The 20,770-nt window shown below is 43.3% G+C and carries 5 protein-coding genes; 1 reads left to right on the top strand and 4 read right to left on the bottom strand.

Features of this window, described 5'->3' with window-relative positions; all coding sequences use genetic code 11:
* Positions 1 to 172: 172 nt before the first annotated feature.
* Positions 173 to 1,930, top strand: a complete 1,758-nt coding sequence (locus HDC90_RS12390) for a beta-L-arabinofuranosidase domain-containing protein (RefSeq protein WP_221451842.1) — start codon at positions 173 to 175, stop codon at positions 1,928 to 1,930.
* A 533-nt stretch (positions 1,931 to 2,463) separates the two neighbouring features.
* On the opposite strand, the gene HDC90_RS12385 is transcribed toward HDC90_RS12390, so the two are convergent.
* The 4 genes from HDC90_RS12385 to HDC90_RS12370 all read right to left on the bottom strand — a co-directional run bounded on the left by HDC90_RS12385 (position 2,464) and on the right by HDC90_RS12370 (position 20,770).
* Complete coding sequence (locus tag HDC90_RS12385) at positions 2,464 to 9,870, bottom strand: LamG-like jellyroll fold domain-containing protein (RefSeq protein WP_184466794.1); 7,407 nt, start codon at positions 9,868 to 9,870, stop codon at positions 2,464 to 2,466.
* Between the two features lie 612 nt (positions 9,871 to 10,482).
* Positions 10,483 to 16,227, bottom strand: coding sequence for a LamG-like jellyroll fold domain-containing protein (locus HDC90_RS12380; RefSeq protein ID WP_184466792.1), 5,745 nt, complete (start codon positions 16,225 to 16,227; stop codon positions 10,483 to 10,485).
* A gap of 1,158 nt (positions 16,228 to 17,385) precedes the next feature.
* The gene (locus HDC90_RS12375; protein ID WP_184466790.1) at positions 17,386 to 19,674 is read right to left on the bottom strand and encodes a prolyl oligopeptidase family serine peptidase; all 2,289 of its coding nucleotides are present in this window, start codon (positions 19,672 to 19,674) and stop codon (positions 17,386 to 17,388) included.
* Positions 19,655 to 20,770, bottom strand: a complete 1,116-nt coding sequence (locus HDC90_RS12370; RefSeq protein ID WP_184466788.1) for a DUF255 domain-containing protein — start codon at positions 20,768 to 20,770, stop codon at positions 19,655 to 19,657. Before HDC90_RS12370 ends, HDC90_RS12375 begins: the two co-directional genes overlap by 20 nt.

The following is a 20,770-nucleotide window of genomic DNA, read 5'->3' as shown; positions in this document are numbered from 1 at the left end:
TTTTAAACCTTTATCAGCTAAGTGCAGGTGCTCTAGGGTATCCATTCTATTATTTATTGTCTATATTCATAATTATTCAACACTGATGCATAAAAATCTATTTATATCCTTCCTTTTTACCTTCGCTACTTTAAATTGTTTTTCTCAGGTCTCTGCAGTTTTAAAGACCGCCGTGTCACCTTTTGGCGATCAGGAGGTGAGCCTGGGTATTTCTGAGGTTAAACACCGCGAAGAACTGGATATTTCATTTCTAAACGCACAGAAACCCGATAGGTTATTGCATAATTTCAGGCTTACTGCAGGCCTCCCCTCTACTGCCAAACCACTTGGAGGATGGGAAGCGCCCAGTATTGGCCTGCGCAGGCATTTTGTGGGCCACTACCTTTCTGCGGTTTCCCATCTGGTAGAAAAGTACCACCAACCCGAACTTACATCGAGGTTAAAATACATGATCGATGAGCTTTATAAATGCCAGAAAGCTTTTGGAAATGGCTACCTGAGTGCCTTTCCAGATAAAGATTTTAAAACCTTGGAGACCAAGTTTACAGGGGTTTGGGCGCCGTATTATACCTATCAAAAGATTATGCAAGGTATGCTTGATGTTTATATCCACACGCAAAACAAAAAGGCTTACGAAATACTTTTGGGGATGGCTGCTTATGTAGATAAGCGGATGGCAGCATTGCCCAGGGAAACACAAGAAAGAATGATGTATACGGTGGATGCAAATCCTCAGAACGAGATGGGTGCAATGAACGAGGTTTTATATAAACTATATGCTATTTCCAAGGATCCAAAACATCTGGCACTGGCAAAAATTTTCGATCCTCAATGGTTTTTCAATCCACTTGTACAGAACCGCGATATCCTCTCCGGGCTTCATTCCAATACCCATTTGGTGCTGGTTAACGGATTTTCTGAAGGTTACAATACTACCGGCGATATCCGCTATCGTGAAGCGGCGATAAATTTCTGGGAAATACTGATGAAAGGCCATGCATACGTTAATGGCACCAGCAGCGGCCCCAGACCAAATGTTACCACCCCAACTTCCCTTACCGCCGAACATTGGGGTGAACCGGGGCATCTTTTCACGCTTACCAAAGAAATTGCAGAGAGCTGCGTTTCGCATAATACGCAAAAACTAACTTCGAGCCTTTTTACCTGGACAGCTGATGCCAAGTATGCAGATGCCTACATGAACATGTTTTATAATGCGGTGCTCCCTGCGCAAAGCCATAGTACCGGCGCATTTATTTATCATTTGCCGCTGGGCTCGCCCCGAAACAAAAAATACCTCAAGGAAGAAGATTATGCCTGCTGTACCGGTTCCTGTTCTGAAGCTTTCGCCCAGCTCAATACCCGGATTTATTACCACAATGATTCGGCACTTTATGTAAACCTTTACGTGCCCTCAAAGGTTGAGTGGAAGGGGAAAAGTATTAGCCTGGAGCAAAAAGGAGAATTGCCAAAAGATTCCCTTGTAAACTTTCTGGTCAAAACAAAAAAGAGCATTGGTTTTTCACTTAAACTGTTCGTCCCATCATGGGCCCAGGGTACAGAAGTATATATAAATAAAAAGAAGTTATCTGTTAACGCAAAAGCTGGATCTTATTTAGACCTCAACAGGATCTGGAAAGATAACGACCAGGTAGAACTTATATTTCACTATGGTTTTCAGGTAAAACAAATGCCAAACAGTCCACAGGTAATATCCATTTCCTATGGTCCGGCTTTACTGGCCTTTGAAACGGGAAACGAAGTGATTTTGAAAGGTGAGGCAGATGATCTGCTGAAAAACCTTACTGTATTGGATCGCAGCAACAATACCTTCCGACTTAAAAAATTTAATAAGGATTATGTACTCAGACCGCTATATGATATAGATGCGCAATCTTATGGTGTATATGCTACGCTAAGAGATTTTTAACGATGTTGTGATTGATTACAGAAGCAATTTTCTTTGTAACCTGTGGCCAATAACTTAATATCAAATAGGAGAAATACCTTATAGCTTTTCCCCATACCTAAAACCTGTTTTTGCTTCTGGTAGTTCTCTCCTATTTTATTAAGAGGCTGTATCATAAAGTGTAAATTGTCATCCTTAGGGATAATTTATTGTATAAAAATCAATATTAGTGACAGGTGAATTTAAAAGAAATAATATCGTCATTTCGACTGAAGCTTGCCGATTTTTCATCGGTAGCGTAATGGAGAACCCGAAGGCTCTGCGAAGCAAAATCTTTAAACTTTTGGTAACATAGTTCAAAGATCTCTCCACTCCGCTTTGCTTCGGTCGAGATGACGATTTTTCCACTGGGCCTGTCAATGGTAGCTTGTCGAAGGGCCTCCTTTAAATATCTTAATGGCGTTTCGATACTTCGTTGAGCTCAGTACAAGCTGAGCTCAACGTAACAAGTTAGAGCTGAAATTACCCCCTATGATACAGTCTCTGGTAATCTTTTATTTATCAACTATCAATCTTATTGGTGTTAGTTTATTCAGGTAAACGAAATAAACGCCTAAACGATAATTTCCTGATAAACCCACCTGCAATTCACGGTCTGCAGCGCGATAGCTTCCGCTCTGCATTACCCTACCTACTACGTCTCTGATGGTTACCGTAATATTCTGATCTCTGAGATCTGGCGTAAGCCTCACTTTGAAAGACTGCTCTTTAACCGGATTCGGATAAATGATATTGCTGGTTGAAGACTCTGGAGTAAGCGGTTGTGCCGGGATTACACCTGAACGGAACTGCGTACTTGAAAGACTGCCCGATTGGCCAGAACCAGCTGTAGCAGGCTCTGTTCCGTACACCAGTTGCCCCTTATAATACAAGGTAATATGTGCATTGGTGTCCATCGCGGCTTTAGGCAAATACGAATGATCATTCGACTCGTTAAACGCAGACCAGTTGGTTTTATTAATGCGGAACTGGATATTTCCGGTACTGCTTAAAGGATAAAGCTTTCCTGCTGACCCATCGATAGATAATTCGAGGTGGCTGTCGGCCCCGTTTAGCGAAGGATTAAGTTCTGTAAATTGCCCTTTGATCTTGTTATTGCCCAGTTTGGCATAATCAACCGTCATATTTAGTCCGGCCGTTCCGTCTTTGCTAAACCAGTACCTGGCAGTCAGATCACTATAATCAATAGTGCTGTTGCCTGTATTTTTAATGGCTACAAAAGCACTTATGGCATTGCTGTTTGTTGTGAGGTTCTGATTTTGATAAAGTACATTCAGTTTCACAGTAACAGGCACCAGAGCCGGCTCTTCTCCAAATATCAATTTACCGTTGCGGTACAAGGTTATCCGGTTGTTTGTTCCATAACTACCGGTATTGGCCTGGTAAGAGTAATCGTCTGCTTCTGAGAAATTGGACCAGTCCTGGTTGGCAAACCTGGTACGGATTACCCCGCTGTTGCTGTTTGCGTTTAACTTTCCGCCAGATAGAAAACTATATTCCATGTACCCTAACGCTCCCGAAGCAGGGTTTGGTATTTGTACATACGTCATTTTCACGTTGCTGTTTCCCATTTGGGCATAATCTATCCAGGTATTTATACCCGCATAATTTTCTGCTGTAAACCAGTAACGCATGGTAAGTTCATTGTAATTTACCCCGATCGAATCTTGGTTAACCAGGCTGAAATTAGGCCTGATCACATTGTTGGTAAGCTGGCCACCATCGCCATCCATAGATTGTACCTGGATATTGAAAGGGATTACATTAAACGGCTGGGTTACACTGGTTGCAGCATAGGTATTGTTTCCTTCCTGTTTTGCCGTAATAATCGCAGTTCCCTTACCTACCACCTGCAGTTGATCATTTACGATCTTTGCAACCGTGGTGTCTGAACTCGAATAGCTCACCGGCAAATTAGCATTTGTTGTGGCACTTAGTGTTACATCGGCATCTCCTATTCTTTTGGCAGGTAAGCTGGCGAAACTAATGGTTTGTTCAACTTGATGAACAGTTAAGGCCTGGCTTACAGGTGCGGCAGCCACATATGTTGCATTGCCTGCCTGGGTAGCCGTAATGGTGGTAACACCTGCTCCTTTAATCTCGATCCTATTATTGGCAACCCTTGCCACAGTGGTGTCTGAACTCGCATAACTCACTGCCAGGCCTGAACTCGAAATCGCACCAGCGTTAAAACTGGTATCGGTAACCGTTTTTTCTGGTAAAGCATTAAAGGTAATGGTCTGTGCCACTTTATTAACGGTTAATACCTGGCTTACAGGTGTGGCAGCCGCATATGTTGCATTGCCTGCCTGGGTGGCTGTAAGGGTAGTAACACCTGCTCCTTTAATCTCGATCCTATTGTTGACAACAGTTGCCACTGTGGTGTCTGAACTGGCATAACTGATTGCCAAACCTGAACTGGAAACTGCACCAGCGTTAAAACTGGTATCGGTAACCGTTTTTTCGGGCAAAGCATTAAAGGTAATGGTTTGCGCAGTTTTTAAACTTTCAGCAATCTCCACATCACTTAATGCCCTACTGTAGATCTTAAACTCATCAATTGAGCCTTTAAAAAGGGGATCATTAAACTGTGATTTACCCAGGTAATTCAGCGTAGTACCCGTAGTAGTACCCGAAGCAGTAAGCTGCGAAGGTTTAATAGTCAGGTTGGTATTGGTTGCTGCCAAAGTGCCATTAATAAACAGCTTTGCCGTATTTCCTGACTGGGTTACCGCCAGGTGTGTCCAGGTATCCAGCGGAAAAGCAAAGTTAGCACTTACGTTTAATTCTGTGCCCCCGTTTTTAACAGCATAACGAACGGTTGATAGCTTTACACCGTTTACGGTTGGTGTTCCCTGCTGAACGGTCAGGAACATATATTGCGTGGTACCTGTACCAAAATCGAACATACGCATCCAGGTAGAGAGTGCATCCATCCTTACCCAACCAGAAACAGTGAAATCGGATAAATTTTTTACAATTCCTGTTGGCAAGGTAGCATAAGAGGTTGCTGTGCCATCAAGTTTTAGCGAGCTACCGAATTTTCCGGCTGCACGGGTTGCTGTTGTGGCCAATGTTCCGTGGGTAGCTCCCCAACTGTCGATGGCGCGGGTGCCGCTTGCTTCATCGAATTTAAGGTAAGTAAGCTGGCCGGCAGCAGGTTTTGCCGTTACCACTGTGCCCGGAGGCAATTCTCCTATACTATCAACTGCCGCAATTACATAGTAATAAGTAGTTCCGTTGCTTACACCGGTATCGGTGAATTTAGGGGTACTTGTACTACCCACTGCAACATAGGGGCCTCCTAATGCGGTTGAACGCTTAATGTTATAGGTAAAACCCTGAATAACATCCCATTCCAAAACATTTTTTGCATCCCCTGCAGCAACAATAAAATTGCTTACCACATTATTTTTTACCGTTAAGGTGATGGTTTGGGTATTGGTAATGCTGTCTTTAACAGCGCCAATAGTTACCGGAAAAGTACCATATTCCGTAGGCGTGCCTGATATTACGCCTGTTGTAGCATTTACACTTAGGCCTGCAGGCAAACCCGTTGCCGTAAAATTGCTTAATGGCTTATTGGTAATGGTATAGCTAAAAGGTCTACCCATTAAAGTAGTAAGCTGTGTATTGTTGGTAATGCCAACCGATAATGTTCTTGCCTGTGATACCGGCCCATACACTTCATCTCCCGCCTGTGAAGCAGTAATGACTGTTGTTCCGGCCGATACAATATGAACATTTCCTTCTACTATCGTTGCAACAGCGGGATTCGAACTGGTGTATTCTACCGGAAGCCCTGAAGAAGCAACAGCTTCTGGATCAAAATCATCACTACCTACCTGTTTTGGTGTAATGGTATTAAAGGCAATGGTTTGGAATACCTTCATGCCCTCTACAATTTCCGAAGCACTTAAAGCCCGTTTGTAAATCTTAAACTCATCAATTGAGCCTTTAAAAAACGGATCATTGAATTGCGATTTACCAAGATAGTTTAAATTTGTACCGGTAGTAGCACCCGTAGGGGTAAGTTGTGAAGGATTAATACTAAGTGCCGTATTGGTTGATTTCAGCACGCCGTTGATATACAGTTTGGCTGTGTTTCCGGATTGGGTAATTGCCAGGTGTACCCAGGTATTCAACGGGAAGGCATAAGGAGCAGTTATGCCTAATTCTGTCCCTCCGTTTTTAATTCCATATTTAATGGTCGATAAAGTTACCCCATTCGCTGTAGTGGTTCCTCCCTGCACGGTAAGGTACATATACTGGTTAGTACCGGTACCAAAATCAAATACACGCATCCAGTTGGTAAGGGCATCCATTTTTACCCAGGCCGAAATGGTAAAATCAGTTACATCACTAACAATGCCTCCAGGTAGTGTAGCATAAGAAGTGCTTGCCCCGTCCAGCTTAAGTGCGTTTCCTGTTTTCCCAGTATCACGTGTTGCTGTAGCCGTCAGCGTACCATAAGTAGTTCCCCAACTGCTCACACAACGGTTTCCGCTGGTTTCGTCAAATTTCAAATAAATCTTCCCTACATTCCGAGAGGCTGAAACTTCCGGACTGGATGCAACACCATCTGGCGAAGCAACGATATAGTAATAAGGTGTTCCATTCAGAACAGCGGTGTCAGTAAAAGTTGTTGTATTCACTGTGGTAATATCGGTATAAGGCCCGCCAGGTGTTGTTGAACGTTTGATGGTATATGTTAAATTCGCAATTGGATCCCATTCCAGGATGTTTTTTCCATCGGTGGCCGAAGCAGTCAGGCTTATCGGAACAGTTCCAACGGGTACAAAACGGAAAGGAAAAGTATAGGGAACCGGATCGTTATCATTTCCAAGTACAGCAAGTATCTGATTGCCACCTTTATACCAATACCCGTTTCCGGCATTTTGTGCCCGTTGAACCGCATACGAAGTACCGTTACCATAAATATTAAATGAATTGTAAGCGTCGTTGTAGGCAATAACATTACGGCCAAATAATGCATCCTCATAGATATAATTGTTAAATGCTGGAAGTGGTGAGCTTAGACAAATAATTTTATACCTGCCGTTCGCTTGCTTTTTCACATTCCACATTTGAGTTAAGGGATTAGGATTCGACACATCAAATAAAGGCCTGTTCGTCTCGTTCTTCGTCCATAACGAATCGCTGTCAAGCGGTTTAAGATAGTAATTCCCGTCAGCAAATGTATTCGTATAGTAGTACATGGTGGCCTTATACCGTTCCATTGCATTCTCCAATATGGTAACATAGTCACTGATCTGAAAAACCGTTGATTGGGGATTGTACAAGGCTTGCACATGGGTAATGCTATCGTTTAACTGTACCTTGGCCGCCACCGGAAATTTACCTCCCTCAACTGTTGTACTCGTTTGGGTGGTATCGCGTAACTTGATGGCTTCAGCCAGTGTTTTAAGGTAAGCAGAAGACATGTCTGATTGCGTAACCGGTTCTATTCTATAAATCTGGTTAGGATTATCAACCCATCTGTTCAGGTTCATTGCGGCACCGTTTAAAGTGCTTGAACTGGCAACCTCAAGCGCTTTCTGGCTCTGTTTTCCCACAATATTGAAAGTTCCGTTTTCTTTATCTTTAATAGACCAGATCTGGGCTGAATCTGTAGCCGAGTAACTCCGCTGCTCCACAAGCGCATTATTGGTTACGGCATTGCCCACCACGTCCATTGCTTTTCCACTCCGCAGGTTGATGATCTTATAATCGGTACCGGATATAGGCGTTATTCTCCAATGCTGGTTACTTGAAGAAGAATAGGTGTTTTGTCCCAATAAGGCCCCTTCAGCCATAGAACCGTTTTTAACTTCTACTGCCTTATTGCTATGTGTGGCTATAATTCGGTACACCCCGTTAAAACTATCTGAATTTAATACCTGCGGAACAGGTGGTGCCTCTGGTGTATCTGAATCTGCTGGTGAATCAGGACTTGTACCGGCTGTATTTACCGCACAAACCTTGTAATAATAGGTCTGTCCGTTGGATACGTCTGTATCCAGGAAACTATTTCCGGCAAGGCCAGAAGCAACAGTGGTATAATTTCCATTTTCGGATGATGCTCTTTTAACCGTATAGCTATCTGCACCGAAAGAAGAAAGCCAACGGAGATTCATCTGGTTATTTCCGGCATATGCATACACGGAATGCGGTGCTTCAGGCAAGGTAACCACTCCACCTTGTCCGCCGGTAACACTTACATTTTTGAATACAGCGGTATTTAAAACACCGTTTGCATTCGAACAAACTGCCAATCCGATATAAGCCGTACCGGTAAAACCTTCATACCGGCCCTGTACTTCAGTAGCCCAGCTGGTACCATCTGGTGAGTAGTACGTATTAATTACATCACCTATGCGTTCAATTTTCACCCAATAATCATCCTGGGGGATTGCTCTTTCCGCTTTTTCCCAGTTAGAGCCCCCCCTAACCTCCGTCCACCCATGCATAAATGACTCGGCACGCTTGCCAGATTTAACGGCAATCCATATCCGCTGTGTAGAATTAGGGGTAAGATCTGAACGCAGCATTACACCTGCCCTGGCATTGAGCGCGCCACCTCCGGCTGTTTCTACTTTGGCAATGATAGAACAGTTTCCCGTCACTTCTTTATACACGAAGTGAAATCCGTCAGCCCCATGGGTCAATATTTCTGTCCCGCTTCCCCTTACCGTCCATACATTATTATTGTAGGCGCTGCTGCCGGCTGGTGAAGCAGATCCAATGTCAAGATCCGTTAAGCCGCCAGTTCCCACTTTTGTAGCTGAAGGGACAATTTGGGTTTGTGCCGGAACCGTAGCGGTAGAATTGTCTTCAGATTTATAAAACCAGGTATATACGGGATCAAACCGCCTTGGGATGGCATTAAGCCTTTTAGTGATGTAAGGGGTAGGTATATTTTTACGTAAATTATAGGCACTTTGCAGTAGGGTTAAACCCCACCTCCCTCCATCCCATCCATAGGGCGCAGCATTAAAATAGTACCAGTCTGTAGTACCAAAGGGTACAAAGCCAATGGGTTTGCCCGTGTTGGTCTTAGCAAAATATTCCCCTAAAACAAGTAACCTGTTATCCAGTTCAGAATAAAGGTCTATACCTTGCTTCCAGAACACTTCTGCGGTAAAGGCCATGCCACTCCACATACCATGAGAATGCCCCTGGTCTCTTCCACTTTCCCCATGTTCTCCACTGGGCAATGTATTTTTAAATCCGGTAGAACCGATGTACCTCATCAGGTGAACAATATGCGCCATTTTTGCCGGATCATCAGAAAAGGCAGCAATAGCGGCTCCGCCGGCTATACTCAATGTGCCTTTATTGGCAGGCCCTAAAGCATAACCTGCACAACCGGTACGCGGCCAGTATACATTGTTAAACAGGTTTTTTACCGCGGTAGTATTTTCGGCTGTCCAGCCGCTCCAGGTTCCACGAAGAATAGACGCGGCACCGCCATAGGCATAAGCATAATCGCCTAAATCGAGGTTTGATTCAATTCCCCCAAATTCTGTCTGGGTAGTGGCCCAGGCCATTAGAATGTCTCTCGATTTTTTAGCATATGCCTCATTGCCCGTTAAACTCCACATCATGGCCTGAAAAAATGCAGCAGTCATATCGCCTCTCCACTGATTAAGATTTACATTCGGATTGCGGCTAACCGTGGCAAAAGGGCTTGGCATGTAGGTCAGCTGCGACTTACCATCGGCAGCCAGGATATCATAAGCCTGTTTCCAGGGATAATCTCCGGCTTGTACATGGGCTTTCAGGGTATTCAGATCGGAAGCTGATAGCGGAATACCCGGGTGCACGAAGGTCTGGGACCGTGCGGTGAAGCAGACACTCAAAATGAATGAAAGCAACATAAAAAAGTACTTGTTCATCATATTCAATAGTTTAGGTTGTTAATTATTTAAAAACCTTAGTTCGATTAATATTTACGCGTTGTGATCCATTTTTAGTCTCTTTTTCCTAACGCGATCGTCATGCCGAACTTGTTTCAGCATCTTTCCTACTAGATAGACCCTAACCACGAAGTAGCTACAAGGCAATTGAAAACACTACTTCTACTTGTAAAATAAATTACCTTCGGTGAGCTCGCTAAGGCTCGATTCAGGGTGACGACGGTGAGTTGAAAATATCTACAAAAGATCTTTAAAGACATGTTATTAATCGAGTTCAGGTTAAAAGGTTGCAAAAAATGAAGCGCCACATAAGGCTTTTAACGGGTTCTTCGCTAAAAAATAGCATCTGATCGGTTTTATCAGTTGAAAGGTGCCAAAAGCGGCATAGGCATATCACCTTCGCGTGTGAGTTCAGGAGGATCATTACAGGCAATAGCCTGGGCATGAGGTGTTTTAAGTGAGATCATCTGTTAATTTTTTGGACAATAGTTTAGCATTAGGCACTGATGATGAGTCAGCCCTGTTTCATTTATCACATAGACAAATGAAACACAAAAGACTGTTAAACAGCCTTTTGCGTTCATATATTCTTATTTATTTATCCACGATCAGTCTGATTGGTGTCAGGTTATTCAGGTACACGAAATAAACACCTAAGCGGTAATTTCCGGAAAGGCCCACCTGCAGATCACGATCTGCAGCACGATAGCTTCCGCTCTGCATTATCCTGCCCACAACATCCCTAATTATTACTTTAATGTTTTGATCTCTCAGATCAGGTGTAAGCCTTACTTTAAAAGACTGCTCTTTTACGGGGTTAGGATAGATGATATTGCTGGCTGAAGACTCCGGAGCAAGGGCTTGTGCCGGGATTATACCTGAACGGGGCTGCGTACTTGAAAGATTACCCGATTGGCTGAAACTGGCTGTACCTTCGTTAGTGATCTCCGTATCACTTAGTGCCCTGCTGTAAATCTTAAACTCATCAATTGAACCTTTAAAAAGCGGATCATTAAACTGTGATTTACCCAGGTAATTCAGCGTAGTGCCTGTAGTAGTGCCCGAAGCAGTGAGTTGTGAAGGGTTGATGGTGAGGTTGGCATTGGTTGCTGCCAAGGCACCGTTGATATACAGCTTTGCCGTATTTCCTGACTGGGTTACTGCCAAATGTGTCCAGGTATCCAACGGAAAGGCAAAGTTAGCACTTACGTTTAATTCTGTCCCCCCGTTTTTAGCGGCATAACGGACGGTTGTTAGCTTTACACCATTTACAGTTGGCGTTCCCTGCTGAACGGTGAGGAACATATATTGTGAGGTATTGTTCCCGAAATCAAATACACGCATCCAATTGGAAAATGCATCCATCCTTACCCAGCTTGAAACCGTGAAATCGGATACTGTTTTTACAATTCCTGCTGGTAAGGTAGCATAAGAAGTAGCTGTACCATCGAGTTTGAGCGAAGTTCCATCTTGCCCGGCTGCACGGGTTGCTGTTGCGGCCATTGTTCCGTGGGTAGCCCCCCAGCTGTCAACAGCGCGAGTGCCGCTGGCTTCATCAAATTTAAGGTAAGTAAGCTGGCCGGCAGCAGGCTTTGCGGTTACTGCTGCGCTGGGAGAACCTTCACCCTGACTGTCAACCGCTGTAACCACATAATAATAAGTAGTTCCATTGCTCACACCGGTATCGGTATACATATTGGTCGTTACATTTGATAAAGTGGTATAAGGACCACCCGGTGTAGTTGAACGTTTCACATTAAAGCTAAAACCCGGAAGAGCATCCCATTCAACCACATTTTTTGCATCCCCCGAAGCAACAATAACGTTACTGACCATATTCTGTACCGTTAAGGTAATGGTCTGCGTTCCCGGGATACTGTCATTGACGGCGTTAATAAATAGCGGGAATGTACCGTACTCGGTTGGGGTACCGGATATGATCCCGTTTGAGGCATTCAGGCTTAAACCAGCAGGTAAGCCTGTTACCATAAAATCGCTCAGTGCATTGTTGGTAATGGTATAGATAAATGGCTTGCCTATCACAGCAGTTGGCTGGGTATTATTGGTAATGGCAACCGACAATACTTTTAATTGTGGCGTTGCAGGCCAGTAAACCGAATTCCCTGCCTGTGAGGCCGCAATAACGGTTGTTCCGGTACTGAGAACGCGAACTTTGTTATTTACAATTTTTGCAACTGTAGTATCTGAACTGGTATAGGTTACCGCAAGCCCTGATGTTGTAGTAGCAGCAGGATCAAAATCAGCATCGCCCATGAGTTTAGGCGCAATGGCATTCATCGTGATCGACTGGCTGGTAAATGCCGAGGCAATCTCTGCTGTACTTAAAGCCCTGCTGTAAATCTTAAACTCATCAATTGAGCCTTTAAAAAGCGGATCATTGAACTGCGATTTACCCAGGTAATTCAGCGTAGTGCCGGTTGTGGTGCCTGAAGCGGTCAGCTGAGAAGGCTTAATCGTGATCCCGGTATTGCTGGCCACCAAAGCCCCGTTGATATACAGGCTGGCCGTATTTCCGGATTGGGTAACGGCAAGGTGCGTCCAGCCATTCAGTTGCAAAGGGTAATTAAAACTGACGATCTGATCTGATCCCCCATTTTTAATTCTATAGCTAATGGTTCGTGTAGTCACACCATTTACCGTAGAGGTCCCGGCCTGAACAGTCAGGAACATATATTGTGTAACTGGGGTAGCACCAATACCAAAATCGAATACCCGCATCCAGGTAGAAAGCGCATCCATCTTCACCCAGGTGGAAATGGTAAAATCATTTAAGCTACTCACAATACCTGCCGGTAAGGTAGCATAAGCATTGGCCGAACCATCCAGTTTAAGGGCTTTTCCGGATTTCCCGGTGCCCCGGCCTGCCGACGATGCTAACGATGCATGTTTAGCTCCCCAACTATCAAAAGCAGTGCCGCTTATTTCGTCAAATTTCAGGTAAATAAGCTGGCCAACATTAGGTGAAGCCGTAACTACAGGGCTGGAAGCCGTGCCATCCGATGAACTTACCTGATAATAATACGTAGTTCCGTTATTCACACTAACACTATCGATGTACCTGATGGGATTGGCACTGGCGCTGATCGTAGCAATAGTGCTATAAGACCCACCTGCTACAGTGGAACGTTTTACGACATAGGCAAGGTTCGGAATAGGATCCCAATCCAGGACGTTTTTACCATCTCCTCCTGCAGCTTTCAGGTTTAAGGGGATAATTCCCACAGGCACTAAACGGAAAGGGAAATTATAGGGTATAGGATCGTTCGTATTGCCACCTATGGCCAATATTTTATTACCGCTTTGGTACCAGTAGCCGTTTCCGGCACTTTGCGCACGCTGAATGGCATACGAGGTTCCGTCAAAGTAAATATTAAATGAATTCCAGGCATCCGAATAGTTATTGGCACCAAACTGTACGCTCTCGTTTATATAATTCTTATATGATACCGGCGCACTCAGACAAGCAATTTTATACCTGCCATTTCCCTGTTTAACAACATTCCAGACCTGTAACTGGGGCTCAGGACTTGCTACATCAAATAAAGGTATATTGGTATCGTTCTTGGTCAGTAATGAATCACCGGTTAAAGGTTTAAGATAATAATAGCCATTGGCCAGCATATTCGTCTGATAATATTTAGCCGCTAAGTACCGTTTCATCGCATTATCCAGAACGGAAATATAACTGCTTATCTCGATAGCTGTAGATTGTGTATTATACTGAGACTGAACATAGGTAATACTATCATTTAACTGCACATTGGCCGTTACCGGAAATTTACCTGGCACATTGGTGGCACTCGTCTCCGTAGTATCGCGTAATTTTATGGCTTCTGCAAGTTTTTTCAGGTAAGCCGTTGACATTTCAGAAGCCGGAACCGATTCTATTTTATAAATCTGGTTAGTATTATCATTCCACCTGAAAATGTCTATTGAGGCGCCCTCAGCAGTACTTGATCCTGCAACCTCCAGCGATTTTCCGCTCTGTTTTCCTACAATGCTGAACGTCCCGTTAAACCGGTCTTTAATCGTCCATACCTGGGCCGCATCGCTTGTCGAATAGCTGCGCTGCTCTACCAGTGCACCGTCTGTTATGGCATTGGACACAACATCCACGGCCTTTCCGCTCTGTACATTAATAATCTTATAATCGGTACCGGATATAGGGTTGATGAGCCAATGCTGGTTGCTTAAATAAGCATAAGTTCTCTGTCCCAGCAAGGCACCTTCGGCTGTTGATCCGTTTTTAACCTCTACTGCCTTATTGCTATGCGTGGCTATAATACGGTACACGCCATTTAAACTGCCTGAGTTTAATACCTGCGGAACCGGGGGGGCTTCAGGAGTAGCTCCATCTCCAGGTGAATCCGGACTGGTGCCTGCAGCATTTATTGCACAAACCTTATAATAATAGGTCTGGCCGTTTGACAAATTACTGTCGTGAAACGTATTTCCTGAAAGGCCGGTGGCAATGGTAGAATAGGTACCATTCAGAGATGAGGCGCGCTTAAGCGTATAGCTAGCGGCACCAAAGGAAGATAACCACCTTACCCGCATCTCTTTATCTCCAGGATAGGCATATACCGAAAGTGGTGCTTCGGGTGCAGTAACCACTCCTCCCTGCCCACCGGTAACACTCACGTTGCTGAAGGTAGCGGTATTTAAAGCTCCATTGGTATTGGAGCAAACCGCAAGGCCAATGTAGGCGGTGCCGGTAAAGCCTGTATATCTGCCCTCATGCGCCGCCGCCCAGCTTACACCATCAGGCGAATAATACGTGGCAATCATCTCCCCAACACGTTCAATTTTCACCCAATACGGAATGCCGGTTACAGGCCTGGACGATTTTTCATAATAAGCACCACCCCTTAGTTCTGACCATCCATGCATAAACGATTCGGCTTTTACCGCCGGAGTTATCCCAATCCAGGCTCTTTGCGCTGCATTAGGGGTCAGATCAGAGCGGAACATCAAACCTGCCCGGGCATTCTGGGCACCACCTCCGGTAGTTTCTACCTTAGCAATAATAGAGCAATTACCGGTCACCTGCTTGTAAACGAAGTGCAAGGCATCTGCTCCATGTGTCCACATATCTCCACTTCCTTTTACCGTCCACACATTGTTATTGTAAGAACTGCTCCCGGAAGGAGAAGTGGCCCCGATATCAAGGGAGGTTAAGCCCCCAGCTCCAACTTTTGTCGGAACCGGAACAGTCTCGGTTTGCGCCGGAACAGTAGCCGTAGAATTGTCTTCCGACTTATAGAACCAGGTAATTACCGGGTCAAAGCGCCTTGGCGTAGTATTAAATAGTTTGGTCAAGTAAGCCGAGCTTTGGTTTTTACGAACTACATAGGCCCCGTGAGCGATAGTAGGTCCAAATCTTCCCATGTCCCATGGAACGGTGACATCATTTAAATAATAGGCATCAATAGTACCATAAGGGACGTAAGGGATGGGTAAACTTATATTTTTCCTGGCAAAATATTCGGCATTGGCCATAATCCGGTCTTCCAGGTCCGAATAAATGTCTATACCCTGTTTATAGAGCACTTCTGCCGTGAAGGCCAGGTTATTGAATGTCCCATGGGCGTGTCCCTGATCTCTTAAACTTTCACCGTTCTGGCCACTGGGCAGGGTATTTTTAAGTCCGCAAGAGGCGATATATCTCGAAAGGTAGAGGATATGGGCCATTTTAGCAGGATCGTCGGAAAATGCAGCAATTACCACACCTGCGGATAAACTCAGGTTACCTTTATTAGAAGGCCCTAATGCATAACCACCACAGCCCGACGGTGGCCAGTACACATTATTAAACAGGTTTTTTACCGCGGCTGTGTTCGCCGCAGTCCATCCGCTCCAGGTCCCTCTGAGGATCGATGCCGCTCCCCCATAGGCAAAGGCGTAATCACCCAGGTCCAGGTTTCCCAACTGGCCTCCAAACTCCGTTTGGGTAGTGGCCCAGGCAATTAAAATATCCCTGGCTTTCGCAGCATAATCCTGATTTCCGGTAAAATACCACATCAGCGACATATTAAAAGCGGCCGTCATATCGTTTCTCCAACGATAAAGGTTTAAGTCTGGGCTACGGGTAACCTTAGCAAAAGCCTGATAAGTGTAGGTCAACTGAGACTTACCATCGGCAGCCAGCACGTCATAAGCCTGTTTCCAGGGGTAATCTCCGGCATCAATGTGTGCTTTTAAGATACTCAGATCGGAAGCCGATAGCGGAATACCCGGATGCACGAAAGTTTGGGATCGCGCAGAGAAGCAGACACTCAAAATGAATGAAAATAGGATAAAAAAGTATTTGTTCTTCATAGTCAATGGTTTAGGTTATCAATTATTAAGGACTTGCAAAAAAATGGAGGTACATATTAGGTTTATCGGATTCTTTGCTAAAAAAGGGTGTCTGACCTGTTGAATGGTGCGAAAAGCAGCAAAACGGCATATTACCTTCCGGTATGCATTCAGAAAGATGCTTACAGGCAATAGCCTGGGTGCGATGCGTTTTAAGTGAGACCATTTGTTAATTTATTCGAGCAATATTTAGTATTAAGCGTTGGCACGTAGCACCCTATATGTTTCCATATAGACAAAATTATTATTTACCCATACTCTCTTTGTAAGCAATATTCTACAAACAAAAATTAATAACCAGTAAAACATAACATTATATGATATACATTTAGCTTTGATGGCCCGAAAGTACAGCAGGCAAATTATGCTCATATTATATATTTGTTAATCTATTGATTTGAACAAAGCATGCCATGGCTTTCCAGGTATTGGGCTTGGAAATGGTTAGGCCAGTTTAAAATATGAATCGGAGTATCTATCGCCACGCGGCTCAATAAAGCTACATCCTATATATAGATGAGCCACAATATTATTCGATATTTTACTACAAAGCAGTCTAGCACCCTGCAGGTACCAAAAAGCATTTTACAGACAAACCTGCAAAACGATCATCGAAACAGGTAAAGTGGCCTTATTTCGCTGAGGTAGTCATCAAATGTGCCTGTTATCTGTTATTTACTTTAGACCAAATGGTCAAAAGTTGCAGTAGCATTAAGCTTGTAGCGGGTAGTTACATAACCTTTGCAAAAACACAATTGAGCTGATGAGAAGATCTAAAAAACTGATGAACAGCGTAAAATAGTTTCATAATGGAGAGTTGAAATTTGGTTAAATATTTGGTTAATTGGTTCAAACAAGCGAAATTTTTCGCTTATTTACCATAAGACAATAGCTATGCTTTTCTATACTCTTTCCACGAGTTTTTTTTAAAAAAGAGGCCAGCCCTAATGAATATTTAATTTCAGCAGGGCCGGTTATTTTTTAAACAGGAACAGTCCTGGCATTTCATTTTGCACCGTAATTAATGCGGGTTACAGTGAATGTTATAAAAAACGGAGCGGTTATCCAACCAACTCCGTTTGTCGTCATCCAAAACGAATAGCACCTCAAGCGCTACGTTTATTTTTTATCATGCGAAATGTCTTGTTCAATGAAATATCTTGCAAAAAAAGACCTCATGCGTTTCTCAAAATAAAGTTTTGCAGCCCCTTCATAATGATGGTTCTGTCCGGGAAGCAATAACAAATCGAAATTTTTATCCGCTTTAATCAATGCATCAACCATCCGGTAAGTATTGGCAGGGTTAACATTATCATCAACCTCTCCCGTAACAAGCATTAAATGGCCCTGAAGTTTGCTGGCCAAATCTTCATTTATGGGCATTTTATTTTCTAAGCCCTGGTAACTTTCGCCCCAGGCGCGTAAATAAATCCTGTTATCATGGTTCCCTGAAGAGGCCACTCCTACTTTATAAAAGTCTGGGTATTTACACATGGCAGCTATGGTCATCATGCCACCGCCCGAATGTCCAAAAATCCCCACCCTGTTCAGGTCGAAATAGGGAAACCGAGCTGCTAACTGTTCAATGGCATATTTATCATCATCTATTCCATTGTCGCGAAGGTTTCCATATCCAAATTTATAGTAATGTACATCGCGGATTGGAGATCCTCCCCTGTGCCCAACCGCTATTACGATAAATCCCAGTTGCGCCAACGCAGCGTTATTATACTTATCCAACACCGTAAAATCGGGCCACACGGTTTCAATTTGCGGACCAGGGTAAACCTGCGAAATAACAGGGTATTTTTTATTCGGATCAAAATTGAAGGGTTTCCATATCAAACCATACAGATCTGTCACATTATCTTTTGCTTTAACGATAAAAGGTTCGGGGTGTTTCCAACCGTAAGCGTTTAAGCTATTCAGATCAGGCTTAAATATTTCTGCTACAGGCTTACCATCTATCTTCCTAAGCATGGTTACCGGCTCCAGGTCAATCCTTGAATAATTATCTATAAAGTACTGGCGATCGGGTGAAATATAAACCTGGTGTGTTGCATTTTCAGGTGTCAGCAACTGCTCGCTTTTACCATCAAAAGAAACTTTATAAAGCTTGGCGTAATAGGGATTTGCATGAGCTTCTTTTCCGAAAGCGTTTAGGTAGGCATAGCCCCTGGCTGTGTCTATTGCAAGTATTTTGCCCGCTGTATAGTTGTCTTTACCCATGCGGTTGAGTAATTTACCATTACCACTATAGCGGTAATACTGCCCCCAACCACTGCGGTCACTCCACCACAGAATTTCTGTGCCTTTTTTAATAATGGATACATCAAAAAAATCTTCATTAATAAATGGTTTACTTACCTCATTAATAACCACACGTACATTACCTGTTGCTAAATTAACGGCACATAGCGCTATCTCATCCCTTGTCCTTTTCCGCCGTAAAACAAAAATTTCCTGCGTGTTATCTGGTGCAGAAACAACCTCCAGCTGCTGATCGGGCCACTGTTGTAAATCAACCTTTTTCATATTGCCTTTTAACGCATCGCCAATGTACAGCTCATACTGTGCCACATACTGATCTCCGGGAAGTTCATATTTATAGGTGTATACTAAAGGCCTTGGTGTAAATCCCGAATGGATTACAGACATGGTCTGTACCTTCCGTTTATCTACCCTCAATGCATAAAAATATCTTTCATTTATCCATTTAGCAATGGATGGATAAGTTTTATCAACCTTATAATCACCTTTTTCATCTACGCAGAATGAATAATAGGGTTCTGCATCGGTACTGAGCTGATGCTCATCGTAATGATTGTCCTTAGCCGATATATAAAGATTATGTGCGCGGGTATACAGCTCCCATTTATTATCAGAGGAAACACCAATGTTCTGATAAGATTTTTTCTGTTGTAACCTGTCCTGACGTTTAATTAGTTGCTTCTGCTCATAGTAATAATCATAGGATTTACCGGCATAACTGACCCGTACACTTTTTTCATCGGCTGAAAATTCAGGCGTATAAATCACTTGAGCAGGATTTACTTCTCCCTTCGTTAACGCTTTGAGTTGATCGATGATTAAAGGTTTATCAAAAAGCTGCTGCTTTCTACCACTGGCCATATCAACAATGTAATGAACATTGGCCAGCAAACTACCGGAAATTGCATCATTTACTTGATTTAATTGATTGGATATTGGTGCCGATCCGTTCGCCACGAACCAAAATTTATGACTATTCTTAAGAAAAAAAGGAATGATTTTTAATGTACCTATTCTCTTGGCCAGGTTCGGCGCATCATATTTTTGTGCGGCTAAATAATCGGCCTGTTGTGCAATTACCGAAATACAACCAAGCAGGCAAATTACCAGTATGGTACTAATTCGCTTTATCTGCATATCTTTTTTTCATGTCTTGATACAAATGAACCAGGAAAGGATTAGTAGAGCTTTTACTGATTTCGTTTGAAAGTTCTTCGATTTGAGGAAATTTAAAACCCTTTATTGTACGGACAAATGTGGGGTAGTCAAAAAGAATCCTTCGGTTATCTTCAGAAAAAGTGCTTAAATTTTTAAGCAAAAGCCTGCGTACTTCTGGTTCATTTTTTTCACCCGCCGCAATTGCAATATCCATTAATGCCAACAATTGCGCTTTATCGGGCATTTGGGTTTTGCCAATCTGTGCTTTGTAAGCTTCATAATTGTTTTTATCAAAAGGTTTCACCTTAAAATAAAAACCGTTTAATGTCCAGGAAGCAATTTGTCTATAAACAGATGATAACTTTTTATCTACAGTATCTTTAGTATTTTGTTCGGCAAAATCTTTCCAATGATTAGTGAGGTACAAGAAATTTGGGCTAAAGAGGTCTGACAAGTACATGGTATACCTGTTTTGGCCAAATAGAAACCAATTTTCCGGACTGGCTTTTTGCTGTGGTGTTAACAAGGCCATTAATTCGTCGTTAAGTTGTTTCGCCCTGCTAATTTCCATTACTTTTACCTTTTGTTTAATATAGGCACGCATCAATTCAGGCATGCGTTCGCCACGCTCGTAACGGGCATTTAAAAGCGCTTCGTCGCTATCGGTAGAAAGCCCTTTTTGTGCATTCGCTAAAAATTCTTTAACTGGCATCCCTCCAACAAATTTATTTTTTACTTTACCTGCTGTATCGAGTATTATATATGAGGGGTACGCACCTACAGCATAGAACTTCCGCAATTCTGGCCCTTCCCCCTTTTCCATATCTACTTTGATGTTGATGAAATTTTTGTTGTAAAAATCAGCAACACTATCTTTCGTAAATACATTGGCTTCCATCTGTTTACACGGCACACACCAACTGGTAAAACAATCTACAAAAACCGTTTTTTTCTCTTGTTTGGCTTTGGCTAAGGCTTCTTTTAAGCTAAGTTTTTCGAAATTGATCTGCCTGTTCTGAGCATAAGTTAAACTACCGGTTAAAACCAGTAGCGCAGCTATAATTAGTTTTTTCAT

The organism is Pedobacter sp. AK013 (genome assembly GCF_014205835.1).
GTDB lineage: Bacteria > Bacteroidota > Bacteroidia > Sphingobacteriales > Sphingobacteriaceae > Pedobacter.
This window is presented reverse-complemented; position numbering and strand designations above follow the sequence as displayed.

What these genes read in the sequence shown, in the direction of transcription:
- HDC90_RS12385 (WP_184466794.1), bottom strand. Translation starts at nt 9,870, where the DNA reads ATGATGAACAAGTACTTTTTTATGTTGCTTTCATTCATTTTGAGTGTC.
- HDC90_RS12380 (WP_184466792.1), bottom strand. Translation starts at nt 16,227, where the DNA reads ATGAAGAACAAATACTTTTTTATCCTATTTTCATTCATTTTGAGTGTC.
- HDC90_RS12375 (WP_184466790.1), bottom strand. Translation starts at nt 19,674, where the DNA reads ATGCAGATAAAGCGAATTAGTACCATACTGGTAATTTGCCTGCTTGGT.
- HDC90_RS12370 (WP_184466788.1), bottom strand. Translation starts at nt 20,770, where the DNA reads ATGAAAAAACTAATTATAGCTGCGCTACTGGTTTTAACCGGTAGTTTA.